23 protein-coding genes are annotated in these 22,809 nt (G+C 69.8%); 11 read left to right on the top strand and 12 right to left on the bottom strand.

Annotated elements, in window-relative coordinates:
• Window positions 1-89 precede the first annotated feature (89 nt).
• From ACO057_RS13480 to ACO057_RS13470, 3 genes are all read left to right on the top strand, one after another.
• A complete protein-coding gene (locus ACO057_RS13480) occupies window positions 90-1,352 on the top strand; it encodes a Zn-dependent hydrolase (protein WP_421992532.1) in 1,263 nt (420 codons plus the stop codon).
• Between the two features lie 176 nt (window positions 1,353-1,528).
• Window positions 1,529-2,902, top strand: a complete 1,374-nt coding sequence (locus ACO057_RS13475) for an Nramp family divalent metal transporter (protein WP_421992530.1) — start codon at window positions 1,529-1,531, stop codon at window positions 2,900-2,902.
• A 36-nt stretch (window positions 2,903-2,938) separates the two neighbouring features.
• Window positions 2,939-5,074, top strand: a complete 2,136-nt coding sequence (locus tag ACO057_RS13470; protein ID WP_421992528.1) for a heavy metal translocating P-type ATPase — start codon at window positions 2,939-2,941, stop codon at window positions 5,072-5,074.
• A gap of 54 nt (window positions 5,075-5,128) precedes the next feature.
• On the opposite strand, the gene ACO057_RS13465 is transcribed toward ACO057_RS13470, so the two are convergent.
• The 4 genes from ACO057_RS13465 to ACO057_RS13450 all read right to left on the bottom strand — a co-directional run bounded on the left by ACO057_RS13465 (window position 5,129) and on the right by ACO057_RS13450 (window position 9,715).
• Entirely contained in the window at window positions 5,129-5,617 is a 489-nt protein-coding gene (locus ACO057_RS13465; RefSeq protein ID WP_421992526.1) for a CinA family protein, read from the bottom strand.
• 133 nt (window positions 5,618-5,750) lie between these two features.
• Window positions 5,751-5,984: a YHS domain-containing protein gene (locus tag ACO057_RS13460; RefSeq protein ID WP_421992524.1), complete on the bottom strand. Its 234-nt coding sequence runs from the start codon at window positions 5,982-5,984 to the stop codon at window positions 5,751-5,753.
• Window positions 5,985-6,071: 87 nt separating this feature from the next.
• Window positions 6,072-8,186 carry a molybdopterin-containing oxidoreductase family protein gene (locus ACO057_RS13455; RefSeq protein WP_421992522.1) on the bottom strand — a complete coding sequence of 705 codons (2,115 nt, stop codon included), beginning with the start codon at window positions 8,184-8,186 and terminating at the stop codon, window positions 6,072-6,074.
• Between the two features lie 38 nt (window positions 8,187-8,224).
• A complete protein-coding gene (locus ACO057_RS13450) occupies window positions 8,225-9,715 on the bottom strand; it encodes an aldehyde dehydrogenase family protein (RefSeq protein WP_421992520.1) in 1,491 nt (496 codons plus the stop codon).
• A gap of 135 nt (window positions 9,716-9,850) precedes the next feature.
• Here ACO057_RS13450 and ACO057_RS13445 point away from each other — a divergent pair, with 135 nt between their 5' ends.
• The 4 genes from ACO057_RS13445 to modA all read left to right on the top strand — a co-directional run bounded on the left by ACO057_RS13445 (window position 9,851) and on the right by modA (window position 12,346).
• Entirely contained in the window at window positions 9,851-10,156 is a 306-nt protein-coding gene (locus ACO057_RS13445) for a winged helix-turn-helix domain-containing protein (RefSeq protein ID WP_421992518.1), read from the top strand.
• 118 nt (window positions 10,157-10,274) lie between these two features.
• A complete protein-coding gene (locus ACO057_RS13440; protein ID WP_421992516.1) occupies window positions 10,275-10,736 on the top strand; it encodes an Rrf2 family transcriptional regulator in 462 nt (153 codons plus the stop codon).
• The gene (locus ACO057_RS13435; RefSeq protein WP_421992514.1) at window positions 10,726-11,433 is read left to right on the top strand and encodes a class I SAM-dependent methyltransferase; all 708 of its coding nucleotides are present in this window, start codon (window positions 10,726-10,728) and stop codon (window positions 11,431-11,433) included. The genes ACO057_RS13440 and ACO057_RS13435 overlap by 11 nt, the downstream gene beginning before the upstream one ends.
• 136 nt (window positions 11,434-11,569) lie before the next feature.
• A complete protein-coding gene (gene modA, locus ACO057_RS13430; RefSeq protein WP_421992513.1) occupies window positions 11,570-12,346 on the top strand; it encodes a molybdate ABC transporter substrate-binding protein in 777 nt (258 codons plus the stop codon).
• A 3-nt stretch (window positions 12,347-12,349) separates the two neighbouring features.
• Here modA and ACO057_RS13425 read toward each other — a convergent pair whose 3' ends face one another.
• The gene (locus tag ACO057_RS13425; RefSeq protein WP_421992511.1) at window positions 12,350-12,898 is read right to left on the bottom strand and encodes a Yip1 family protein; all 549 of its coding nucleotides are present in this window, start codon (window positions 12,896-12,898) and stop codon (window positions 12,350-12,352) included.
• Between the two features lie 105 nt (window positions 12,899-13,003).
• Window positions 13,004-13,603, bottom strand: coding sequence for a nitroreductase family protein (locus ACO057_RS13420; protein WP_421992509.1), 600 nt, complete (start codon window positions 13,601-13,603; stop codon window positions 13,004-13,006).
• 327 nt (window positions 13,604-13,930) lie between these two features.
• Between ACO057_RS13420 and ACO057_RS13415 the strand changes: the two genes are divergently transcribed.
• Complete coding sequence (locus ACO057_RS13415) at window positions 13,931-14,347, top strand: hypothetical protein (protein WP_421992507.1); 417 nt, start codon at window positions 13,931-13,933, stop codon at window positions 14,345-14,347.
• Window positions 14,348-14,356: 9 nt separating this feature from the next.
• Here the strand turns inward: ACO057_RS13415 and ACO057_RS13410 are convergent, their stop codons facing one another.
• A complete protein-coding gene (locus ACO057_RS13410) occupies window positions 14,357-14,752 on the bottom strand; it encodes a carboxymuconolactone decarboxylase family protein (RefSeq protein WP_421992505.1) in 396 nt (131 codons plus the stop codon).
• A gap of 63 nt (window positions 14,753-14,815) precedes the next feature.
• Window positions 14,816-15,712 (bottom strand): LysR family transcriptional regulator, encoded by an 897-nt coding sequence (locus ACO057_RS13405; RefSeq protein ID WP_421992503.1) that lies wholly within the window; start codon window positions 15,710-15,712, stop codon window positions 14,816-14,818.
• A gap of 168 nt (window positions 15,713-15,880) precedes the next feature.
• Here ACO057_RS13405 and wrbA point away from each other — a divergent pair, with 168 nt between their 5' ends.
• Window positions 15,881-16,480: an NAD(P)H:quinone oxidoreductase gene (gene wrbA, locus ACO057_RS13400; protein WP_421992501.1), complete on the top strand. Its 600-nt coding sequence runs from the start codon at window positions 15,881-15,883 to the stop codon at window positions 16,478-16,480.
• Between the two features lie 30 nt (window positions 16,481-16,510).
• Here the strand turns inward: wrbA and ACO057_RS13395 are convergent, their stop codons facing one another.
• The 4 genes from ACO057_RS13395 to ACO057_RS13380 are packed head-to-tail and all read right to left on the bottom strand — an operon-like array spanning window position 16,511 to window position 20,661.
• A complete protein-coding gene (locus ACO057_RS13395) occupies window positions 16,511-18,034 on the bottom strand; it encodes a DHA2 family efflux MFS transporter permease subunit (protein WP_421992499.1) in 1,524 nt (507 codons plus the stop codon).
• Window positions 18,027-19,142 (bottom strand): HlyD family secretion protein, encoded by a 1,116-nt coding sequence (locus ACO057_RS13390; RefSeq protein ID WP_421992497.1) that lies wholly within the window; start codon window positions 19,140-19,142, stop codon window positions 18,027-18,029. Before ACO057_RS13390 ends, ACO057_RS13395 begins: the two co-directional genes overlap by 8 nt.
• 16 nt (window positions 19,143-19,158) lie before the next feature.
• The gene (locus tag ACO057_RS13385) at window positions 19,159-19,623 is read right to left on the bottom strand and encodes a MarR family winged helix-turn-helix transcriptional regulator (RefSeq protein WP_421992495.1); all 465 of its coding nucleotides are present in this window, start codon (window positions 19,621-19,623) and stop codon (window positions 19,159-19,161) included.
• Window positions 19,624-19,665: 42 nt separating this feature from the next.
• Window positions 19,666-20,661, bottom strand: coding sequence for an NAD(P)-dependent oxidoreductase (locus ACO057_RS13380; protein WP_421992493.1), 996 nt, complete (start codon window positions 20,659-20,661; stop codon window positions 19,666-19,668).
• 101 nt (window positions 20,662-20,762) lie between these two features.
• On the opposite strand from ACO057_RS13380, the gene ACO057_RS13375 reads away from it, so the two are divergent.
• Both ACO057_RS13375 and ACO057_RS13370 read left to right on the top strand, forming a co-directional pair.
• A complete protein-coding gene (locus ACO057_RS13375) occupies window positions 20,763-21,500 on the top strand; it encodes an amidase (RefSeq protein WP_421992491.1) in 738 nt (245 codons plus the stop codon).
• Window positions 21,382-22,224, top strand: a complete 843-nt coding sequence (locus tag ACO057_RS13370; protein WP_421992489.1) for an amidase — start codon at window positions 21,382-21,384, stop codon at window positions 22,222-22,224. Before ACO057_RS13375 ends, ACO057_RS13370 begins: the two co-directional genes overlap by 119 nt.
• Window positions 22,225-22,809: the final 585 nt, after the last annotated feature.

Raw genomic sequence — 22,809 nt, 5'->3', positions numbered from 1 at the left:
CAAGGAAAAGGCTCGTCCTCCCGTTCCGGCACGCCTCCGAACCCCGTCCGGTGATTTCCCCGCTCCCGAGGATGCACTAGCCTTGCGGCATGAGCACGAACATCCGCCCCGACATCGCCCTCGCCTCCCAACTCTTCGACAGCCTCAGGGAAAAGACCTTCGATGGCGTCGGCGTCACCCGCGAGGCCTATGGCCGCGGCGAGGAGATCGCCCATGCGCTGGTCCGCGCCGAAGCCGGAAAGCTCGGCCTCGAGATCGAGGTCGACTACGCCGGCAACATGTACATGACGCTGCCGGGCAGCGACCGCACGCTGCCGAAGATCATCCTGGGCAGCCATCTGGATTCCGTGCCGCAGGGCGGCAATTACGACGGCGCGGCAGGCGTGATCTGCGGCATGGCCGTGGTGGCCGGCATGAAGCAGGCCAGCTTCACCCCGAAGCGCGACGTGACCGTCATGGCGATCCGCGCGGAGGAGGGCGGCGCCTGGTTCAACGGCTTCCCCGGCAGCCGCGGCGCGCTCGGCAGCTTCCCGCCCGAGAACCTCGCCATCCTGCGCCCCGATACCGGCCTGTCGCTGGAACACCACATGCGCGAGCTGGGCTTCGACCCGGAAGCGCTGCGGTCGGGCAGGAAGCTGCTCGGCCCGGAGAACGTCCACGCCTATCTGGAGCTACATATCGAGCAGGGCCCGGTGCTGGATGCGGAGGAAATCCCCGTCGGCCTCGTCACCGCCCTGCCCGGCAACCGCCGCATCCGTAAGGGCAAGGTCATCGGCGAGTGGAATCATTCCGGCGCCACGCCCCGCGCCTATCGTCACGACGCGGCCCTGGCGCTCGCCGAGTTCGCGCACCGGCTCGACCTCTTCTGGGGCGAGCTGGAGGGCGAGGGCGTGCCCTCCGTCATCACCTTCTGCACCATCGCGACCTCGGATCAGGCGGGCTTCGGCAAGGTGCCGGGCGAGATCGACTTCAGCCTTGACGTCCGCGCGCCCGAGCCCGCGACGCTCGACCGCATCTATGCCGAGATCTTCCGCCTCGTCGCGGAGATCGAGGCTTCGCGCGGCGTGAAGTTCGAGCTGAGTTCCGGCCAGGAATCCAAGCCCACGCCGATGGATGCCGGCATCCGCGCGGCACTGGCGTCCTCGGCCGAGGCGCTGGGCATCGGCTACAAGGTGATGCCCTCTGGCGGCGGGCACGACGCCGCCGCCTTCGCCCAGGCGGGCATTCCCTCGATGATGGTCTTCGTGCGCAACCAGAACGGTAGCCACACGCCTCTGGAAGAGATGCGGATCGAGGATTTCGCCGAAGCCAGCACCGTCATCGCCGACTGGGCGATGAAGGCCTCCAGCTAGGGCTTTTCGAGGAAGCGTCCGAAGGCCGCGAGCGTCGCCTCGGTCAGGAAGATCCCGCGATAGGGCATGGTCGCGACCAGCCCGTCGCGCGATCTCGACGAGCGGCGGAAATGGAATAACCGGGATTGATAGTCGTGGTTTCAGATATTAGCCTTGGCTAAATTTCGGAGTCCGGCATGGCCGACCCCATCGCCCAAAGCCTTCCCCTTCCGAGCACGACTCCCCCTCCCCCGGGCATCGATTCCGCGGGTCCGTCGCCCCGGAGCCTGCCGGAGGTGCATCGCTCCGTCGCCGTCCCCAATGCGGGGGGCTTCCTGCGCAAGCTCTTCGCCTTCATGGGACCGGGCTATCTGGTCGCCGTCGGCTATATGGATCCCGGCAATTGGGCGACCTCGCTCGCGGGCGGCTCGGCCTTCGGCTACACGCTGCTCTCGGTCGCCCTCGCCTCCTCGCTGATGGCGATCCTGCTCCAGGCGCTCTGCGTGCGGATCGGCGTGGCCACGGGCCAGGACCTCGCCCAGCTCTGCCGCGAACGCTTTCCCAAGGTCGTCGCCTACCCCCTCTGGTTCCTGGCCGAGATCGCCATCTGCGCGACGGACCTGGCCGAGCTCATCGGCACGGCGATCGCCCTGGAGCTGCTCTTCGGCATTCCCCTGCTCTACGGCGTGATGCTCACCGCGCTCGACGCCTTCCTGATGCTCTGGTTGCAGAACAAGGGCATGCGCTGGCTGGAAGCGCTGGTCTTCGGCCTGATCGCGCTGATCTTCGGCTGCTTCGCCGTGCAGATCGCGCTGTCCAACCCTGTCTGGGCCGATGTGCTGAACGGCTACATCCCCGCCGTCTCGATCATGACGAACCAGACGCAGCTCTACATCGCCATGGGCATCATCGGCGCGACGGTGATGCCGCATAACCTCTATCTGCACACCGCCGTCATCCAGTCGCGCGCCTGGAAGCCCGATCTCGAAAGCAAGCGCGAGGCGATCAGGTTCGGCACCATCGACAGCACCATCGCGCTGACTTTGGCCCTCTTCATCAACTCTGCCATCCTGATCACGGCGGCCTCGGTCTTCCACACCTCGGGCAATACCGAGGTCGCGGAGATCGGCGACGCCTATCACCTCATGTCTCCGCTGCTGGGCAGCTCGCTGGCGGCGACGCTCTTCGCGGTCGCCCTGCTCTTCTGCGGGCTGAATGCGACGGTGACCGCGACCATGGCCGGCCAAGTGGTGATGGAGGGCTTCCTGCGCTTCCGCCTGCCGCCGGTGGCGCGGCGGCTGCTCACGCGGCTCGTCGCCATCGTGCCGGCGGTGATCGTCACCTGGCATTACGGCGCGAGCGGGACGGCGGATCTGCTGATCCTGTCGCAGGTTATATTATCACTCCAACTGCCCTTCGCGGTGATTCCGCTGATGCTCTTCGCCCAGGACAAGGCCCGCCTCGGCACGCTGGTGGCGCCGCTCTGGCAGATCGCGCTGGGCTGGGGCTGCGCGGCGCTGATCGTGGCGCTGAACCTGAAGCTCCTGGCGGATGCGGTGACGGGTCACTAAGTGGAGGACGCCCTTTGGTCTCCCGGAGTATCGTTGATGTCGGAAAAGCTTGTCTGGCGCGTGGAAGGCATGGATTGCGCGAGCTGCGTGGGCAGCCTCACCCGCGCGCTGGAGAAAATCCCCGGCATCGCGGAGATCGAGGTCAATCTGATGGCGGAACGTCTTACCGCCTCGCTCTCCACCGCCCGGCCCGAGGAGGTCGAGCGCCAGGTCGCCGCGCTGGGCTTCACCGCGACGGCGCTGCACGCCGCCGCCCCCGCCGAAGCGCACAGCCATTCGCATGACGACCCGGCCGACGCCGAGAAGCCCTGGTGGGCCACCGGCAAGGCCAGGCTCACCTGGCTGCTCGGCGGGCTGGTCGGCGCGGCCTATCTGCTCTCGCTGGTCCTGCCGCCCTCGGCGACCTATCCGCTCTTCCTGCTGGCGACGGCCGTGGCGCTGGTGCCCTTCGGCCGCCGCGCCATCGCTCTGGCCCGCTCCGGCAACCCCTTCTCCATCGAGACGCTGATGTGCACGGCCGCCATCGGCGCGGCCGTCATCGGCGCGGCGGAGGAGGCCGCGGTCGTCGTGCTGCTCTTCGCGCTCGGCGAGATGCTGGAGAATGTCGCGGCCGGCCGTGCGCGCGCCGGCATCCGCGCCCTCGGCGCGCTGATGCCCCGCACGGCCCTGCGCGTGACCGCCGGCGGCACGGAGGAAGTCCCCGCCGCGCGCCTCGCGGTGAATGACCTCGTGCTGGTCCGCCCCGGCGACCGCGTGCCCTGCGACGGCACCATCGAGGAGGGCCGCTCCGCCCTCGACGAAAGCCCCGTCACGGGCGAGAGCGTACCGGTCGCGCGCGGCCCCGGCGAGACGGTGCGGGCCGGCAGCATCAATGCCGACGGCGCGCTGCGCGTGCGCGTGACCCACGCGGCCAGCGACAACACCATCGCGCGCATCATCCGCATGGTGGAGGAGGCCACGGCCTCGCGCGCGCCGACGCAACGCTTTATCGAGCGCTTCTCGCTCTGGTGGACCCCCGGCGCGATGATCGTCTCGCTGCTGGTGATCCTGGGGGCGCCTTTTGTGGCCGGCTGGGACTGGTCCACCAGCCTGTATCGCGGCCTGGCCGTGCTGCTGATCGCCTGCCCCTGCGCCCTGGTGATCTCGGTGCCGGCGGCCATGGCCTCGGGGCTCTCGGCCGGGGCGCGGCGCGGACTGCTGGTGAAGGGCGGCGCGGCGCTGGAGGTGATCGGCGCGGCGCGCAGCATCGCCTTCGACAAGACCGGCACGCTCACCGAGGGCCGCCCGCGCGTGACGGACCTGATCCCCGCCGAGGGCCGCTCCGAGGGCGAACTGCTGGGTCTCGCCGCCGCGGTGGAGCAGGGCAGCGCGCATCCTCTGGCCCGTGCGATCCTGGCCGAGGCCAGCGCGCGCGGCCTTACCGTGCCGCCGGCGCGCGAGCCCTCCGCCACCCCCGGCAAATCCGTGCAGGCCGACGTCGCCGGGCGCCGCGTCGAGGTGGGGAGCCCGCGCCATGCGGCGGAATCCGGCATCGCGCTCGGCCCGCTCGCCGCGGTGCTGGAACGGCTGGAGAGCGAGGGCAAGACCGTCTCCGTCGCGCTCATCGACGGCGCGCTGCTCGGCCTGATCGCCCTGCGCGACGAACCGCGCGCCGATGCGGCGCCGGGTATCGCCGCCCTCACCGCACTCGGCATCCGCTCGGTGATGCTGACGGGCGACAACGCCCGCACCGGCGCCGCCATCGCCGCCGGCCTCGGGCTGGAGGTGAAGGCCGAGCTGCTGCCCGAGGACAAGCTGCGCGAGATCGCGGCCCTCAAGGCGCTGGGCCCCGTCGCCATGGTCGGCGACGGCATCAACGACGCGCCGGCCCTGGCCACGGCCTCGGTCGGCATCGCCATGGGTGGCGGCACCGATGTGGCGCTGGAGACGGCCGATGCCGCCGTGCTCAAGGACCGCGTGACGGGCGTGGCCGAGCTGGTCGCGCTCTCGCGCGCCACCATGGCCAATGTGAAGCAGAACGTGGCCGTGGCGGTCGGGCTGAAGGGGGTGTTCCTCGTTACCACCCTCCTCGGCATCACCGGGTTGTGGCCGGCCATCCTGGCCGATACGGGCGCGACCGTGCTGGTGACGGTGAATGCGCTGCGGTTGCTGCGCTGGAAGCCTGAGGCGTGATCCGCTGCGCTGGATCTCGCCTCAGTTCTTGCTGAGAGGGCGATTCCGCCGAAACTAGCCGGCGGCGTCCAGGCCCTCGTCCAGCAGGGCCATGGCGGCGGCGGCGAAGTCGAGCATGTTCTCCCAGCGGCCGGACGCGCCGGTCTCCAGCGTACGCACCATCTCCACCGGGCCCGAGATCGCCACGCAGCTATGGCCTGCCGCATCGCCGTAGCGGTTACCGGTGGGGCCGGCCGCGCCGGTCTCGGCCAGGCCCCAGGTGGCGCCCAGCCGCTCGCGCATGCGGCGCGCCAGCAGCATCGCATAGGGCTCGCTGGAGGAGCGCAGGCCCGCCATGTCCTCGTCCGTGATGCCGACGAGGCCCAGGCGCGCGGGCCCGGTATAGGTGACCGCGCCGCCCAGGAAATAGGCCGAGGCGCCGGATTGCGCGAGCAGCGCGGCCGAGATCAGCCCGCCCGCCGAGGATTCCGAGACGGCCACCGTCTGCCTGCGCTCGCGCAGCCGCGCGCCAAGCGGCGCGGCCCTCATCAACAGCTTATCCATGCGATTTCGCTCCTCTTTCGCGCGATTGTGCGGCGGGGCGCAAGGCGGGGCAATCAGCCGATCCGCATTGCCCCGGCCTCGGCGGAGGGCATCTCGGGCTCCAGCGCCATACCGCAGATGAGGCAGTTGCCGTCTAGGGAGCGGGCTCAGCCTCGCAGCAGAAGGCGCTCGGCCCGGCCTTCCTCGCGTAGCGGCCGGGATCGGCCTCGAACCTCTCGCGGCAGGCGGCGCGGCAGAAGTGATAGCTCTGGCCGGCATGCCCGGCGTGATGCGCGGTCATCGCCGTGTCCACGACCGTGCCGCAGACTGGGTCGATCGCGGTCCTGGGCGCGGCCCCGTGATCGTTTCCGCAGGCGCATTCTGTCAACTCGCCGCTCCCCGTTGTTCGTCAGAGGTGGGAGATGGGACTTGTCATCAGGGGATGGTCAAGCCCGGCTCCCCTCATGGGCGAGCGCTATTCCGCCGCGAGCGGAGGCGCTTGCTCCAGCCGCGCGGCGATGGCCCGCATCCAGACCGCCGTGTCGTGGAACACCGCGCCACCGGCGGGCGGGGCGGGATCGTCGCTGGTCAGGGCGTTGATGCCGATGCCATTCTCGAAATCCGCGTTGGGCCAGACGCTCTCGACCACGATGACGCCCGGCTGAAGCCCGTCGAAGTGCTTCGCATGCACGATCACCTCGCCCCGGCCATTGCCCAGAAGCACGCGGCCGCCATCCTCGACGCCGAGCTTTCCGGCATCCTCCGGATGGATGAGGGCGGTGGGGCGGCCCTCGCGCTTCCGCGAGGTCATGGTCTCGGTGAAGGTGGTGTTGAGGAATTGCCGCGCGGGCGCCGTCACCATGCGGAAGGGATGCGCCGCATTGGCCTCGTCCGTCGCCGCCATGTGGTCCGGCAACTTGGGCATGCGCGCGTGATCGGGGCCGATGGCGGCCCAGTCGGGGCGGAAGTGGAAGCGGCCGTCCTTGTGGCCGAAGCCATGAATAAAGTGGCTCGCGTCGAAATCGGGCTGGGCGTCCACCCAGCGCTGGTCCATCACCTCGGCCGCGCCGGGCCAGCCGGAGGCGCGCAGCGTGGCATCCGCCACCTCCATGGCCGTCATCTCAAAGCCGGGATGCTCGGCGCCGAGGCGCTTGGCGAGGCCCAGGATGACGTCGTGGTTGGAGCGCGCCTCGCCCGGCGCCTCGATCAGCTTCGGGCCGATCTGGATGTGGCTGTGCCCGCCGGCCTGATAGAGGTCGTCGTGTTCCATGAACATCGTGGCAGGCAGCACGATGTCGGCCATGCGGGCCGTCTCGGTCATGAACTGCTCGTGCACGCAGACGAAGAGGTCCTCGCGGAGAAAACCGCGGCGCACGCGGTTGCTGTCGGGCGCGACGGTCACCGGGTTCACGTTCTGGATGAGCAGCGCATGCACCTGCGGCCCGTCGCCGAGCTCCTTGCGGTCGCCGGTCAGCACGGCGCCGATGCGCGACATGTCCATCTCGCGGATGCTGGTGTCGCGCCGGTCCGTGCCCTCGATGAGGGTCTTGTTCCAATGGTAGATGCCGCGATTGTTCCATAGCGCGCCGGCGCCCTCGTGCTTCCACTTGCCGGTGACGGTGGGCAGGCAGGTCACGGCATGCAGGCAGGCCGCGCCGTTGCGCGAGCGGGAGAAGCCATAGCCGCAGCGGATATAGGCGCGCTCGGTGACGCAATATTCGCGCGCGAAAGCCTCGATGAGCTCGACGGAAAGGCCGGTGATGGCCGAGGCCCATTGCGGCCCGCGCTCGGCGAGATGCGCTTCCAGCTCCGGATCGGCGTCGGAATGCGTGGCCATGTAGTCGCGATCGGCGAAGCCGTCGCGGAAGGCGACGTGCATCACCGCGCAGGCCAACGCGCCATCGGTGCCGGGACGCACCGGCAGATGCAGGTCGGCCGCCTGGGCCGTGCCGGTGCGATAGGGGTCGATGACGATCAGCCGCGCGCCGCGTTCCTTCCTCGCACGGGTGATGTGCGTCATGACGTTCACCTGCGTCGCGACGGGATTGCCGCCCCACATCACGATCAGGTCGGACTTCGCCATCTCGCGCGGATCGGGACCGGTGAATTTTCCCACGCCCGCCATCCAGCCGGATTCGCAGATGGTGGAGCAAATGGTGCTGCGCTGGCGCGAATAGCCCATGACGTGCCGCAGCCGGTTGATGCCGTCGCGCTGCACGAGGCCCATGGTGCCGGCGAAGTAGTAGGGCCAGACGGCCTCGGCGCCGTGCCTGGCCGTGACATCCGCGAAGCGTTCGGCCACGCGGTCCAGCGCCTCGTCCATGCCGATCTCGCGGAACTGGCCGGAGCCCTTGGGGCCCGTGCGCAGCAGCGCCTGCGTCAGCCGCTCCGGATGATGCACGCGCTCCGAATAGCGCGCGACCTTCGCGCAGATGACGCCCGCCGTGTAGTTGTTCGCTGCCGCCCCGCGCACCGTTCCAATGCGCTGCGCGCCGGGCATGACCTCGACCTCCAGCGCGCAGGTCGAGGGGCAGTCATGCGGGCAGACGGAGCTCTGGAAGACGCCCCGTACCTTGGCTTCGAGACTCATGCGGGCACCCGGTTCATGTGCCCGTCATATCTGCACCCTCAGCCCGTCTTGATCCAGACCGACTTCACGTTCAGGTACTCCTCGACGTGCTGCTTGCCGCTTTCGCGCCCGTAGCCGCTCATCTTGTAGCCCCCGAAGGGCACGGCCGGGTCCATCGCCTGGTAGCAGTTGATCCAGACCGAGCCCGCGCGGATCGCCTTGGCCAGCTTGTGGGCCTTGGTCACATCGCGCGTCCAGAGGCCCGAACCCAGCCCGAAGCCCGTGCGGTTGGCGCGGCCGATGACCTCCTCGATGTCGTCGAAGGGGATGGCCGAGATCACCGGCCCGAAGATCTCCTCCTGGGCGATGCGCATGTCGTCCTTCACGTCGGCGAAGACGGTCGGCGGCACGAAGAAGCCCTTGGACAGGGCGCCCTCCGTGAGCCGCTCGCCGCCCGAGAGCGGGCGCGCGCCCTCCTGCCGGCCGATGGAGAGATACCCCGTCACACGCTCCAGCTGCTCGACGGAGACCAGCGGGCCGACCTGCACCTCCGGATCGCGCCCATCGCCCACCTTCAGCGTCTTGCCGAAATCGGCCACGCGCTGGGAGAACTCCTCGTAGATCTTGCGTTCGACGAAGAGCCGCGTGCCCGCGCTGCAGATCTGGCCGGAATTGGCGAAGACCGCCATGGCCGCGCCGGGGACCGCCGCATCGAGGTCCGCATCGGCGAAGACCACGTCCGGCGACTTGCCGCCGAGCTCCAGCGAGACGCGCTTCAGGTTCCCGGCCGAGGCCTGGATGATCTTCTGCCCCGTGACGTGCGAACCGGTGAAGGCCACCTTGTCCACGTCCCGATGGGCGGAGAGCGCCGCGCCCGCCGTCTCGCCGTAGCCGGGGACGACGTTCACGACGCCCGGCGGAATGCCCGCCTCCATGCAGAGCTCGGCCAGGCGCAGCGGGGTGAGTGGCGCTTCCTCGGCCGGCTTCAGCACCACGGTGCAGCCGGTGGCGATGGCGGGGCCGATCTTCCAGATCGTCGCCGTCAGCGGGCCGTTCCAGGGGATGATGGCGCCGACGACGCCCACCGGCTCCTTCAGCGTGAAGGAGTGGATGTCGCCGGGCAGCGAGTTCTCGATGGTCTCGCCGTGAATCGCGGTGGTCTGTCCCGCATAGTAGCGCAGCATGCCGACGGCGCGCAGGCGGCTGCCGCGCGTGCGGCTCATCGGCGCGCCCATGTCGAGCGTGTCGAGATCGGCCAGCTCGTCGAAATGCTTGTCCACGAGGTCGGCGAGCTTGAGCAGCAGGTTCTGGCGCTCGAAGGGCTTCACGCGCGACCAGGGGCCTTCGAAGGCGCGGCGCGCGGCCGCAACGGCGCGGTCGATATCCTCGGCATCGCCCTCGGCCACGGTGGCCAGGAGCTCGCCGGTGGCGGGGTTGAAGGTCTCGAAGGTTTTTCCGGAGGCGGCTTCCAGCCACTTCCCGTCGATCAGCATGCGCTTGAGCTTGCCGTCCAGGAACGGGTGGCGGGTGACACGGACATCGACGGTCATGCTTGATCCTCCATCGTTATATTTATCCATTTATAGCGAGCGAGTGGCAGCCCGTCCATCCACGGCGAGGCTGACAGCGGCGCCCAGGCGGGCTTCAATGCAGCCGTGTCAGATCCCTCCACCCTGCCGCTCCGCGTGAGCATCCGTCTCGACTTCGCCTCCGGCGGAAAGGTCGGGCCGGGCAAGATCGCGCTGCTGGAAGCCATCGCCGAGACCGGCTCCATCGCCGCCGCATCGCGAAAGCTCGGCATGTCCTATCCCCGCGCCTGGGGGCTGGTGGAGGCGCTCGACGCGGCCATCGGCGCGCCGGTCGTGACGCGGGCGCCGGGCGGCCAGAAGGGCGGCGGGGCCGCGCTCACCGCCATCGGCCGCGCCCTGATCGCACGCTACCGCGAGGTGGAGGCGGCCGCGCAGCGCGAGGCAGGGCCGCCGCCCGCCTAAAACCCGGACTAAACCCATCGGCAATGGGCGGTTTCTCCTACATCCGCCCCCGATCAGGCATGGCCGGCCAAGCCCGTGCCGCTTGACGCAGCGCCCATCATGCAACATTTGATGTTGCATGAAACGAGACAGCCGCTTGTCCGGAGTACTCCACGTGTTGCTGCACATGGCGGAGCAGGAGGGGCCGGCCACCTCCGAGGCGTTGGCACGGGCGATGCAGACCAACCCGGTGGTGATCCGGCGGGTCATGGCGGGCCTGAAGGAGCAAGGGTTCGTCCGCTCCGAGAAGGGGCATGGCGGCGGCTGGACCCTGTCCTGCGACCTGGCGGCCGTCACGCTGGGCCAGATCTACGAAGCACTGGGCCGTCCCGCGCTGTTCGCGATCGGCAACCGGAGCGAGGCGCCGGAATGCCTGGTCGAACAGGCGGTCAATGCGGCGCTGGACCATGCCCTCCGCGACGCGGAAGCGCTCCTGCTCGCCTCGTTCCACAGCGTGACGCTGGCCGCGCTGAGCGCCGACTTCCATCGGCGGCTGAAGCACCGCTCCCCCCATTCGATCGGAACCGATCATGCCCCCTGATGCCGCCGACGGCGCGACGCATTTCCTGCAGGTCTTTTCCGATCCGGAGCGGGTCGCGCGATACGCCGAGGGGCCGAGACGCTTCGTGCCGGGGCTGGACGGGCTGCACCGGATGACCGGGGTGCTTCTGGCGGAAGGAACACCGCCCGATGCCAGGGTGCTCGTGCTGGGCGCCGGCGGAGGGCTCGAGTTGAAGGCGCTGGCCGATGCTCACCAGGGATGGCGCTTCGTCGGCGTCGACCCCGCCGCGGAGATGCTGCGCCTCGCGGAGCGGACGCTCGGGCCGCTTATGGAGAGGGTCGAGCTGATCGAGGGCTATGTCGACGATGCTCCGCCCGGCCCCTTCGATGCGGCGACGTGCCTGCTGACGCTCCACTTCCTCCCCCCGCCGGAACGGGAGAGAGCGGTCCGCGAGATCCATCGCCGGCTGCGGCCCGGCGCCCCCTTCGTCGCCGCGCATGGCAGCTTTCCGCAAGGAGCGGCCGAGCGGGGGCGCTGGCTGGACCGCTACGCCGGCTTCGCGATCGCCTCGGGCGCCGATCCCGACCAAGCGACGGGCGCTCGCACGGCCGTGGAAGCCGCCGCGACCATGCTCAGCCCCGAGCAGGACGAGGCCATCCTGCGAAGCGGCGGCTTTCCCGACGTCCAGCCCTTCTATTCGGCCTTCACCTGGCGCGGCTGGATCGCTCATGCGTGAGGCGCGCGGCCAGGCCGGGGTCGAAGGGCCGTCGCGTCCCGTCGGGTATCGCCCCCGGGTATCGCGCCGAGTAACAGTTGCCCGCTATGATCGGCCAACTATAACGGAGCGGACGCCCCGCCCTCGGAGGATCCCCATGCAACGCCGCCTTCTCGCTCTCGTCGCCACGCTCGGCCTGCTGATCGCGCCCGTCGCGCCGCGCGCCCAGGAAGCCCCGCTCACCATCTTCGCCGCGGCGAGCCTGACGGACGCCATGCGCGTCGTCGCGCAGGAGTGGCAGACCCGCGGCCACCCTGCCCTGCGCCTGTCCTTCGCCGCCTCCTCGGCCCTGGCGCGCCAGATCGAGCAGGGCGCGCCGGCCGACCTCTTCATGAGCGCGGACGAGCCCTGGATGGACTACCTCCAGGAGCGCAACCTGATCGTGAACGCCACGCGCGTCAGCCCGATCGGCAATGCGCTGGTGCTGGTGGCGCCGGCCAATGCCGCGCAGCCGGTCACGCTGGCGCGCACGACGAACCTGCTCGGGCTGCTTGGCGCGAATGGCCGTCTCGCGACGGGCGATCCGGCCCATGTGCCGGTCGGCCGCTACGCCCAGGCCGCGCTCACCTGGATGGGCCAGTGGGACGCGATCTCCCCGCGCCTCGCCCGGGCCGACAACGTCCGCTCCGCGCTGCTGCTCGTCGAGCGCGGCGAGGCGCCCTACGGGATCGTCTATGCGACGGATGCGGCGGCGAGCACGGGCGTGCGCGTGGTCGGCACCTTCCCGGCGGAGAGCCACACGCCGGTCACCTATCCCTTCGCGCTGATGCGCCGCGCCGAGGGCAATGCCCAGGCGCGCGCGCTGCTCGCCTTCCTCACGAGCCCCGAAGCGGCGCCGGTCTGGCAGCGCTTCGGCTTCACCCTGGCGCGATAGCCCTCAGTACAAAATCTGAACGATGGCGCCGATCAGCAGGTTCACCACCAGGGCGACCACGAAGACGGCGATGGTGAAGGGGAGCACTTTCTCCTTCGGCACCTTCGCCACGATCGGCGCGCCGACGTAGAAGAGATAGATGCTGTAGAGCGCGCCGATCAGCGTCAGGATCACGCCCAGTACCGGCAGCAGCAGGAAGATGCCCGCGACCCAGGAGGCCGTGGGCGCATAGGCCGCGAGCTTCATCGAGGCCACGCCGTCCTCCGGCGCGCCGAATTTCGGGCCGAGGAATGCGATGATCTTGCCCAGCACGAAGATGCCGACCAGGCCGAGGATGTAGCTGATGATCGCGCCGGTCAGCAGCGGACCCGTCGCCACCACGCCACGCAGAATCAGGAAGGCGCCCACGAAGCCGGCGACGGCCGGGATCGCGGAAAGCGGCACCACGTATTTCGTGAAGAGGCTGCCCACATCCGCCGGCTCGGCGGCGACGACGTTCCATTCGACCTGGGGCTGCATGAGCAGACCCTTGGCCCGCGAGACGATATCCATGCGCGGTCTCTCCCCCGATGTCCCCTGCGCCGTCGAGCGGCGCCGCGCGATACTGCGCAGCGGGCCCGCACCGGAGCAAGGGATTCCGGCGGAGAGGCCGTGGCTTCAGCGCGCCGGGGTCCAGTCCCGCCGGAAGGCGTCGGGCGCGGGGCGGAGCGGATGCGGGCGGTCGGCGTCGGGCGTGCCGACATAGATCCAGCCCAGCAGCGAGTCCCCTTCCGCGAAGCCGAGGGCCGACTTCACCGCCGGATCCTTCAGCGCCGGGGAGGAAAGCCAGGAGGCGCCGAAGCCCTGCGCGTCGAGCGCGTTGAGGAAATTCATGATCCCCGCCGCGGCGGCGGCCTCCTGTTCCCAGGGCGGCACGCCGGGGCGGTCGTGGTTGATCGCGGCGCCGGCGGCGACCACCAGCGGCGCGCGCAGCGGCTTCGCGCGCTCGATCGCGAGGCGCTCGGGCGGCGTGTCCGGCATCCGCGCCAGCGTGGAGGCGACGAGCAGCTCGCCCAGCGCCTCGCGGGCCTCGCCTGCGATGAAGACGAAGCGCCAGGGCCGCAGCCCGCCATGGTCCGGCGCGCAAAGCGCGGCGGAGACGGCGAGGTCCAGCGCCGCGCGGTCGGGCGCGGGGGCGCGCAGCAGCTTCGCGGGCACGGAGGTCCGGGCGAGCAGGCTGCGGAGCTGGGGAGGAAGGGGGGTGACGTTGTCCGGCATGGATCGAGTTTCCGACATGGAGGGGTGCGGCGAAAGGCCTGTCGCGGGGATGGTGGAGATTTTAATTGCGAATAACTCTCAATCGCAATATCTTTCGCAAGCCAGCCCGGAGAACCTCGATGCGCTCTGCCCCTCTTTCGCCCTTCCTCCTCGCCGCGCCCCCGGTGGTTCCGCGCCCGCCGTCGGAAAAATCGGGAAGCCCGGGCGCGCCCGATCCCGCCGGCCGGAACTGAGGTCGTGTCGGAGATGGCGCCTTGCAACCCGGATCATCGCCCCCTCCCCGGCGAGCGCGCCTTGCTCGACCTTGGCCCGGAGGAGCTTTTCGTCGTGGCCTCCCTCCGCGCCTGGGTCGCGCCGAGAATGCGGCCCGGCGCGCCGCATCCCGACTGGCGCGAGATGTTTCGGCTGGCCGGCGTCGCCGCGCCCGGCGCCGTGGGTTTCGACATGCTGATGTCGGTGGTGGGCAGCGCGGCGCAGCGCCTCATCGAGGTGCGTTGCTGCCGTTGCCCGTCGCTCGGCGCCGACGAGGCGGCGATGCTGCGGCTGGTGAAGGCCATGCAGGAGGGCGACACGCTCAGCGCGCTGGACGTGATCGCGGACTGGGTTCCGCAGGGCTCGGTGGAACCGGCGCTGCGCGGGGTGCAGCGCTTCGCGACGATGATGTCGGCGGCGGGCCATCGCCTGCCCGCGCAGACGATGCCCGTGGCGGCGATGCGGCGGCCCGTCGGGGCCGTGCTGCACTGACCCATAAGGTCAGAGCGCGCCCTGCTCCTTGAGCACCTGCTCGGCGAGCCGCAGCGCGTCGATCGCGGCGGGGAAGCCGCAATAGGCCACCGCATGGGTGAAGACCTCGCTGATCTCCTCGGCCGTGCAGCCATTGTTCAGCGCGGCCACCAGGTGGATGCGCAGCTCGTGCGGATGGTTCAGCGCGCAGATCATCCCCAGCGTGATCAGGCTGCGCTGCTTGCGGTCCAGCCCCGGGCGCGTCCAGAGCGTGGCATAGGCCATCTCCTCGGAGAGAGCGCGCACGGCCGAGTTGAAGGGATTGGTGGTGGTGTCGCGCGCCTCGGTATAGGCGCTGCCGAGGATCTCGCGCATCTCGGCGCGGCCCTTCGCGCGCAGGACCTCATGGGCTTGCGTCTCGTTCATCTGGCTTCCCTCCGGTTGTTCCGAACGAGGTTAGGGCCTGGATGGTCGCCCGCAAGCCGCCGGCTATTCCGGCGACTGGCCCGCGAAGCGCGCGATCAGCCAGGAGGCGGCCGGCCCAGGCGGGATCTCGGTGCGGTAGATGGCCTGGAGGAGATAGGGCGCGCCGCGAAACTCCGGCATGTCGAGCCGCACGAGCCGCCCGGCCTCCAGATCCTCGCGCACCATGGGCAACGGCATATTGCCCCAGCCGATGCCCCCCTTGAGCAGCAGGTGCTTGGAGCCGAGGTCCGCCAGGCGCCAGCTCCGCATGCCGATCACCGCGAAATCCTGCCCCTCCGTCAGCGAGGAGCGGTCCGTCAGCACGAGCTGGATGTGCTCGCGCCCCGCGCCCGCCGGGTTGGGCCCCTGGGCGAGCGGATGGTCCGGCGCGGCGACCGGCACCAGCTCCACATGGCCAATCGCCACATGTTCCAGCCCCGCCAATCCAGTGGTGACCGGCCCCGTGACGCCCAGGCTGGCGCGGCGGTCCAGCACCATTTGCGCAACGGCGCCGAGCGCCTCGACGTGAAGGCGCAGCGTCACGGTCGGGAATTCGGCGCGGAAGGCCTTCAGCGCATCGACCATGCGGCAGGCCGGCAGCATGACGTCGAGCGCGAGGTGAAGCTCGGATTCCAGCCCGCGGCGCAGGCCCTTCACCTTGGCGCGCAGCCCGTCGATGCCGCTCGCCACCGAGCGCGCCTCGGCCAGGACGGCGCGTCCGGCCTCGGTCAGGACGGGGCGGCGCGTTCCCTCGCGATCGAAGAGCGAGACGCCGAGCTGCGCCTCCAGATTGCCGATCGCGTAGCTGATGACGGAGGTGGCGCGGCCGAGCCGCCGCGCGGCGCCCGCGAAGCTGCCGGCCTCGACCACGGCGAGGAAGACGTGCAGCTGGTCCAGAGTGGGGATGCCGGGATCGGACATATCTATGTTCTCGAATAAACCGATCCATATTATCCGCGTTCCATAGATATGCCGATGGGCCTAGTTCTTGGCCACGGCCCGCATGTCCTGGCGCGACGAAGGTTTCGCCAAAGCCGGCCCCTTCAGTCGCAAGCCGGCTCGTGCGCCGGTCCAACCCAGGAGTTCGCCATGGCGAAGGTTCTCGTTCTTTATTACTCGTCCTACGGCCACATCGAGACGATGGCCGGCGCTATCGCCGAAGGTGCGCGCGCGGCGGGCGCCCAGGTCGACATCAAGCGCGTGCCGGAGACGGTGTCCCCGGACATCGCCAAGGGCGCCCATTTCAAGCTGGATCAGGCCGCGCCGGTCGCCACCGTCGCCGAGCTCGCCGATTACGACGCCATCGTCATCGGCACCGGCACGCGCTTCGGCCGCATGTCCTCGCAGATGGCCGCCTTCCTCGACCAGGCCGGTGGGCTCTGGGCGCGCGGCGCGCTGAACGGCAAGGTCGGCGCGGCCTTCACTTCGACGGCCAGCCAGCATGGCGGGCAGGAGACGACGCTCTTCTCCATCATCACGAACCTGCTGCATTTCGGCATGGTCATCGTGGGCCTGCCCTATAGCCACCAGGGCCAGATGACCCTGGCCGAGATCGTCGGCGGCGCGCCCTATGGCGCCACGACCATCGCCGGCGGCGACGGTTCGCGCCAGCCGAGCGCCATCGAGCTCGAGGGCGCGCGCCACCAGGGCAAGCTGGTCGCCGAGACGGCCGCGAAGCTCTTCGGCTGAGCCGGAAGGAAGGGGGCGCCTCGGCGCCCCCTATTCCATCACGACGGCGTGGTCCGGCTTGCCCGCCGGCGCGGCGGATTTCCGCAGCAACAGAAGCAGCGGCAGCACCACCAGGCTCAGCACCATCAGCAGCTTGAAGTCGTCGATATAGGCGATGACGGTGGCCTGCTGCGTCACGATCCCGTCCAGCGCCGCGCGTCCGGCCAGGGTCGTCGGGTCCATCATCTGGTGGATCACGGGGTTCTGCAGCACGCGGTTATAGGGCGTGAGGTAACTGCCGATCTCCTCGTGATTGACCTGGGTGTTGGACACCAGCAGCGCCGAGACGATCGAGATCCCCACCGCCGAGCCGATATTCCGCGAGAGGTTGTACAGCCCCGTCCCCTCGGCGCGCTGATGCGCCGGCAGGGTCGAGAAGGTCACCGTCGTCAGCGGCACGAAGAGGAAGCCGAGCCCCGCGCCCTGGATGAAGCCCGTGACGATGATGGTCCATTGCGAGACGTCGGGCGTCCATCCCGTCATGTCGTACATGGCCCAGGCAGTCAGCAGCAGGCCGGTGGCCAGCAGGATCCGGATGTCCACCTTGCCGATCATCCGGCCCACCAGGAACATGCAGAGCATGGTGCCCATGCCGCGCGGCCCCATGACGAGGCCGGCCGTCACCACCGGATAGCCCATCAGCGATTGCAGATAGGGCGTCATCAGCGCCAGCGAGGCGAGGTAGGTGATGCCGACCACGAAGATGAAGAGGATGCCGACGGTGAAGTTCCGGTCGAGGAAGAGCCGCGGGTTCACGAAGGAATTCTTCGCCGTGAAGGTATGCACGAGGAAGATGTAGAAGGCGGAGGCGGCGATGGTCAGCTCGAGGATGATCTCGCCCGAACCCAGCCAGTTCAGCTGCTCGCCACGGTCGAGCGCGACCTGCAGCGCGCCGATCGCGATGCTCAGCGAGCCGAAGCCCATCCAGTCCAGCTTGCTCGCCCGCGTGATCGGCGTCTCCTGCACGAAGGCGGAGATGCCGGCGAAGGCCAGCAGGCCGAGCGGCAGGTTGATGTAGAACACCCAGCGCCAGGAGATGTTGTCGGTCAGCCAGCCGCCGATCACCGGCCCCAGCACCGGCCCCACCATCACCGAGACGCCGAAGAGCGCCATGGCCGATCCGCGCTCCTCGGGCGTGTAGATGTCGAGGAGGATGGCCTGGGAGAGCGGTACCAGCGCCGCGCCGAAGAAGCCCTGCAGCAACCGGAAGGCCACGATCTGCGGCAGCGACTGCGCCAGCCCGCAGAGGATCGATGCCGCCACGAAGCCCGCCACCGAGACGAGCAGCACGCGCTTGCGCCCGAAGCGCCCGGAGAGCCAGCCGGACGGCGGCGTCATGATCGCCGCCGCCACGATGTAGGAGGTGAGCACCCAGTTGATCTGGTCGGCGCTCGCCGAGACGGAGCCCTGGATATAGGGCAAGGCGACATTGGCGATGGTCGTGTCCAGTGCCTGCATGATCACGGCCAGGATGACGCAGGCCGTGATGGCGCCCCGGTTGGCGATCTTAGCCATCGCCGAACAGGCCCCGCAGGAAGAGCGGCCAGCCGCGCGCATGGCCGGTATCCACCGAGATGACCACGCTCATCCCCGCGCGCAGCTGCGGCAGGCCTTCGGGCGTCTCGAGGCGCACGCGCATGGGAATGCGCTGCACCACCTTCACCCAGTTGCCGCTCGTGTTCTGCGCCGGCAGCAGGGAGAAGCTGCCGGACGAGGCCGGGCCCACGCTGTCCACCACGCCGTGCCATTCCACGCCCGGATAGGTGTCCACCGTCACGGTCACGGCCTGGTTCGGCAGGACGTGCGTCAGCTCCGTCTCCTTGGGGTTTGCATCCACCCAGAGATGGTCGGTCGCGACGACCGCGAAGGCCGGCGTCGCGGCGGCGAGGTACTGGCCTGGCTGCAGCGAGGGCACGTTGGTCACGATGCCGGCCTTCGGCGCGCGGACCACGGTGTGCGAGAGCTGCCGCGCCGCCTCGTCGCGCTGCGCCACGGCCTCCAGGTAGCGCGGGTGCCGCTCCACCGCGATCTGCGGATCGCCGGCGAGATTGGCCGCGATCCCGGCCAGCTGCTGCGTCAGCGAGGCCACCTTCTGCTGCGACGACTGCAGGTTGCGCTGCGCCTGCTCGTAGGTGACCTCGGAGGTCGCCTGCCGCAAGGTGAGCTGCCGCTGGCGCTCCTGGTCGCGGGTGTAATAGGCGACGTCCACCTGGGCCTGGCGGATCTGCGCCTGCATGTCTCCGTAGCTCGCCTTCAGCGCATCGATGTCGTTGGTGACGATGCCGATCTGCGCCTGCGCCCGGTCCAAGGCGAGGCGGAAGGGCTGGTCGTCCAGCCGGAAGAGCACGTCGCCCAGCGCCACCCGCTGGTTCTCCCGGACCGCGATGTCCTTCACGATGCCCGAGACGTCGGTCGAGACGCCGACCATGTCGGCGCGCACATAGGCGTTCTCGGTGGACATGATCCGCCCGCCCGTCACATAGGCAAAGCCGGCCGCGATCAGGGCCAGCGGCAGGAGCAGGAACAGTCCGAGACGCAGGCGCCGGCGGCGATCGGGCGGCGCGGCCGCCGAGGTCAAAGCGGAGGCGGCGTCGATCTCGGGCCGGGGCTTCATCTCAGTCATCGCAGCTGTCCTCGTCTCAGGCCTGGGCATCCGCCGTCTCGACGGGCCGGTCGCAGGCGTCGAGCAGGTTCCGTTTCATCGTGGTGAGCATGTGCAGCAGCTGGGCGCGCTCCTCGTCCGACAGCCCCTCCAGCGCCTCCTGCCGGGTCGCGTCGCCGAGGAGGCGCATGCGGGCGAGCATGGGATGCGCCGCGGGCGTGAGGTACAGCAGCCACAGCCGCCGGTCCGTCGCGTGGCGCCGGCGCTCGACCATGCCGGCCACCTCCAGCTTGTCGAGGATGCGGACCAAAGTGATGGGCTCGATGTCCAGCAGATCGGCGAGGCCGCCCTGGTGGATCCCCTCATTGGCCGAGAGATAGGCCAGCACCTGCCACTGCGCCCGCGTCAGCCCCAGGCAGCGCGCGCGCTGCTCGAAGCGCTTGCGGAGAAGACGCGCGACGTCGTTCAGGACGAAGCCGAGGGTGGGTTGGGGATTGGGCATCCGGAATTTCATGAATTATATGTAAGCTTGTTATAAGCAAGCTTATGATCTGTCAGATAGGTGTCGCCGGTCGGCGATGCAAGGGATCAGGCGGGCGGCATGAGCGAGTGCAGCGACCGGCCCGCGAAGAAGGCGTCGAGATTCTCGATCACCACCTTCTGCTGCGCCGTCTGCGCGCCGCGCGAGAAGGCGGCCATATGGGGCGTCAGCACCGCATTCTCCTGCTGGGCGCAGCCGCTCGGACACATGCGGCTCGTTCTCATAGACGTCGATGCCCGCGCCGAGGATGCGGTTCTGCTCCAGCGCCTCGCAGAGCGCGGTCTCGTCCACCACCACCCCGCGCGAGATGTTCACCAGCACGCCCTGCGGCCCCAGCGCATCCAGGATCTCGGCATTGATGGCGTGGCGGTTCTCCGCATTGGCGCGGACGCCGACGACCAGCACGTCGCTCCATTCCGCCAGCGCCTTCAGGCTGCCGAGATGCGTGTAGTCCACGTCGTCACGCCTGCGGCGATTGTGGTAGCCGATCTCCATCTCGAAGGCGGCGGCGCGCCTGGCGATCTTCAGGCCGATCGAGCCCAGGCCCCAGATGCCCAGCTTCTGGCCCGCGAGGCCCGGCGTCAGCGGCACGCGATCGAGCGACAGGCTCGCCCATTTCCCCGCGCGCACGACGCGGTCGCCCCGCACCAGGTTGCGCCCGGCCGCAATGACGAGGCCCATGGCGAATTCCGCGACCGCCGTGGCATTGGCCTCGCCCGCATGCGTCATCCGGATGCCTCGCCGGGCCGCCTCCGCGCGGTCCACGCCCTCGAAGCCCGTGCCGTAGCAAGAGATGAGGCCGAGATCGGGCAGCGCGTCCATCATCGCCACATCGGTCTTCAGGCTGCCGAGCGTGATCAGCGCGCGGGCCTTCTCCGCGCCGGGTGGAAGCGGCAGCGGCTTCGCGCGATCCAGCGGACCGAAAAGCTCGTAGCGGTCGCTGAGACGGTCGCGCAGCCGGGGCGAGATCGGCATGGCGAAGAGGATGGGCGGCTTCATCGGGACCTCGGCAATGCTCTTGTGCAGAGCAGCATGCGCGCGATGAATCTTCAAGCTGACCCTGTCTGTCGCGCCGCGCGAAGCGGTGCCACAGTCCGTATATGCATGACGAACTGATCCGCCTGACCGCCACCGAGGCCGTGGCCCGCCTCCAGCGCCGAGAGATCTCGCCGCTGGAGCTCATCGACGCCGCCGAGGCGCGCATCGCCGCCGTCGAGCCGGAGGTGAACGCCTTGCCCACCCTGTGCTTCGATCGCGCGCGCGATCACGCCAGGCGGCTGATGGCCGGCGAGGGGCGCGAGCTGGAAGGCCAGGCCGGCTGGCTCGGCGGGCTGCCCGTCTCCATCAAGGACCTGACCGACGTCGCGGGCGTGCGCACCACCTTCGGCTCGCCCATCTTCAAGGACAACGTGTCCAAGGATTCGCATCCCGTCGTGAAGCGCAGCGAGGCGCATGGCGGCATCGTGATCGGCAAGTCCAACACGCCGGAATTCGGCGCGGGCGGCTCCACCTTCAACGAGGTCTTCGGGCGTACCCGCAATCCCTGGAACACCTCGCTCACCTGCGGCGGCAGCACGGGCGGCGGCGCGGTCTCGGTCGCGACCGGCGAGGTCTGGCTGGCCCAGGGCACCGACCATGGCGGCAGCCTGCGCCGGCCGGGGACCTATTGCAGCGTGGTGGGCCTGCGGCCCTCGCCCGGGCGCGTGACGCGCGGGGACGGTGAACAACATCTTCTCCACCCTTTCCGTCCAGGGTCCGATGGCGCGCAACGTGCCCGACCTGGCACTCTTCCTCGACGCCATGGCCGGCTGGTGCCCGCTCGACCCGCTGACCTATGACGCGCCCGCGCGCTCCTATGCCGATGCCGTCGCGGCCGCGCCGACCGAGCGCCCGAAGCGCATCGCCTTCACCGCCGACTTCAACGGCCAGCTGCCCATCGACCGCGAGACGCGCGAGATCTGCGCCAAGGCCGTGCGCGCCTTCGAGGCGGCGGGCTGCATCGTCGAGGAATTCGCGCCGGATCTCGGCCAGCTCGGCGAGGCCTTCCTCATCCTGCGCAGCCAGGCCTTCGTGGTGGACCGCGAGCTCCAGCTCCAGAGCCATCGCGAGTTGCTCAAGCCCGACATCATCTGGAACACCGAGCGCGGCCTGGCCGCCACGCCGAGCCAGCTCGCCTGGGCCGACCGCGAGCGCGCCGCCTTCTTCCGCCGCGTGGCCGCGATGTTCGCGACCTATGATGTCTTCGTCACGCCCGGCGCCGCCACACCCGCCTTCGACGTGATGCTGCGCAATCCCGAGACGATCGCGGGGGTGAAGCTGGAGAACTACATGGCCGGCTCCATGATCAACGCCGCGATCACCCTGGCCGGCTGCCCGGCCGTGGCGGTGCCCTGCGGCTTCGATCAGTATGGCCGGCCGGTGGGTCTCCAGGTCGTCGCGCCGCCGCGGCGGGACGACGTCGCGCTCCAGGCGGCGGCGCTCTTCGAGCAGGCGAGCGGGTTGGACAAGATGGTGCCGGTCGATCCGCGTCCCGGCTCCGTGCCGCCCGGCGAGACGGCGTAGTCAGCGGGCCGGAAGGGTTTCACCGAAACGCCGGTCAACCCTTCCGACACCGCCCAGAGCCGCGCGGCCGTGGTGCGATCGAGCGCATGGGGCTCGATCCCTCCCGGCCCATAGACCATGCCGCCCTGCGCCTCGGGCGAGGTCGCGGCGAAGATCACGGGGCGCGCACCTTCCTCCAGCGTATGGGCCAGGTTGGGCTCGCCCCTCCCCTCGCCGCCTGCCGGCGCGAAGCCGGGATGCACGGCATGGCTCCTCAGCGCCCAGCCCTGCGCGCGGGCCCAGCGGTCCAGCTCCAGCGCGAAGAGCAGCGCCGCCAGGCCGGACTGCCCATGGGCGGTCCAGGCGCCGTAATGGCGTTCCGTCTGCAGGTCGTCGAAGGCGATGCGGGCACAGCGATGGGCGAGGCTGCTCACCGTCACCACCCGCGCCGCGAGGGCGGCCAGCAGCCGCGGCAGCAGCCGCAGGGTCAAAGCGAAGGGCCCCAGATGATTGGCGGCCAGCTGCATCTCGTAGCCGTCCCTGGTGATCCGCCGGCGCGAGAGGGCCGGCGCACCGCCGTGGTTCACCAGCAGGTCGATACGCGAA

This window comes from Roseococcus sp., assembly GCF_965227005.1.
GTDB lineage: Bacteria > Pseudomonadota > Alphaproteobacteria > Acetobacterales > Acetobacteraceae > Roseococcus.
Note: the sequence above shows the minus strand (reverse complement) of the source record. Positions and strands in the feature narration are given on the sequence as shown.

What these genes read in the sequence shown, in the direction of transcription:
- ACO057_RS13480 (WP_421992532.1), top strand. Translation starts at nt 90, where the DNA reads ATGAGCACGAACATCCGCCCCGACATCGCCCTCGCCTCCCAACTCTTC.
- ACO057_RS13475 (WP_421992530.1), top strand. Translation starts at nt 1,529, where the DNA reads ATGGCCGACCCCATCGCCCAAAGCCTTCCCCTTCCGAGCACGACTCCC.
- ACO057_RS13470 (WP_421992528.1), top strand. Translation starts at nt 2,939, where the DNA reads ATGTCGGAAAAGCTTGTCTGGCGCGTGGAAGGCATGGATTGCGCGAGC.
- ACO057_RS13465 (WP_421992526.1), bottom strand. Translation starts at nt 5,617, where the DNA reads ATGGATAAGCTGTTGATGAGGGCCGCGCCGCTTGGCGCGCGGCTGCGC.
- ACO057_RS13455 (WP_421992522.1), bottom strand. Translation starts at nt 8,186, where the DNA reads ATGAGTCTCGAAGCCAAGGTACGGGGCGTCTTCCAGAGCTCCGTCTGC.
- ACO057_RS13450 (WP_421992520.1), bottom strand. Translation starts at nt 9,715, where the DNA reads ATGACCGTCGATGTCCGTGTCACCCGCCACCCGTTCCTGGACGGCAAG.
- ACO057_RS13440 (WP_421992516.1), top strand. Translation starts at nt 10,275, where the DNA reads ATGAAACGAGACAGCCGCTTGTCCGGAGTACTCCACGTGTTGCTGCAC.
- ACO057_RS13435 (WP_421992514.1), top strand. Translation starts at nt 10,726, where the DNA reads ATGCCCCCTGATGCCGCCGACGGCGCGACGCATTTCCTGCAGGTCTTT.
- modA (WP_421992513.1), top strand. Translation starts at nt 11,570, where the DNA reads ATGCAACGCCGCCTTCTCGCTCTCGTCGCCACGCTCGGCCTGCTGATC.
- ACO057_RS13425 (WP_421992511.1), bottom strand. Translation starts at nt 12,898, where the DNA reads ATGGATATCGTCTCGCGGGCCAAGGGTCTGCTCATGCAGCCCCAGGTC.
- ACO057_RS13420 (WP_421992509.1), bottom strand. Translation starts at nt 13,603, where the DNA reads ATGCCGGACAACGTCACCCCCCTTCCTCCCCAGCTCCGCAGCCTGCTC.
- ACO057_RS13410 (WP_421992505.1), bottom strand. Translation starts at nt 14,752, where the DNA reads ATGAACGAGACGCAAGCCCATGAGGTCCTGCGCGCGAAGGGCCGCGCC.
- ACO057_RS13405 (WP_421992503.1), bottom strand. Translation starts at nt 15,712, where the DNA reads ATGTCCGATCCCGGCATCCCCACTCTGGACCAGCTGCACGTCTTCCTC.
- wrbA (WP_421992501.1), top strand. Translation starts at nt 15,881, where the DNA reads ATGGCGAAGGTTCTCGTTCTTTATTACTCGTCCTACGGCCACATCGAG.
- ACO057_RS13395 (WP_421992499.1), bottom strand. Translation starts at nt 18,034, where the DNA reads ATGGCTAAGATCGCCAACCGGGGCGCCATCACGGCCTGCGTCATCCTG.
- ACO057_RS13390 (WP_421992497.1), bottom strand. Translation starts at nt 19,142, where the DNA reads ATGACTGAGATGAAGCCCCGGCCCGAGATCGACGCCGCCTCCGCTTTG.
- ACO057_RS13385 (WP_421992495.1), bottom strand. Translation starts at nt 19,623, where the DNA reads ATGCCCAATCCCCAACCCACCCTCGGCTTCGTCCTGAACGACGTCGCG.
- ACO057_RS13380 (WP_421992493.1), bottom strand. Translation starts at nt 20,661, where the DNA reads ATGAAGCCGCCCATCCTCTTCGCCATGCCGATCTCGCCCCGGCTGCGC.
- ACO057_RS13375 (WP_421992491.1), top strand. Translation starts at nt 20,763, where the DNA reads ATGCATGACGAACTGATCCGCCTGACCGCCACCGAGGCCGTGGCCCGC.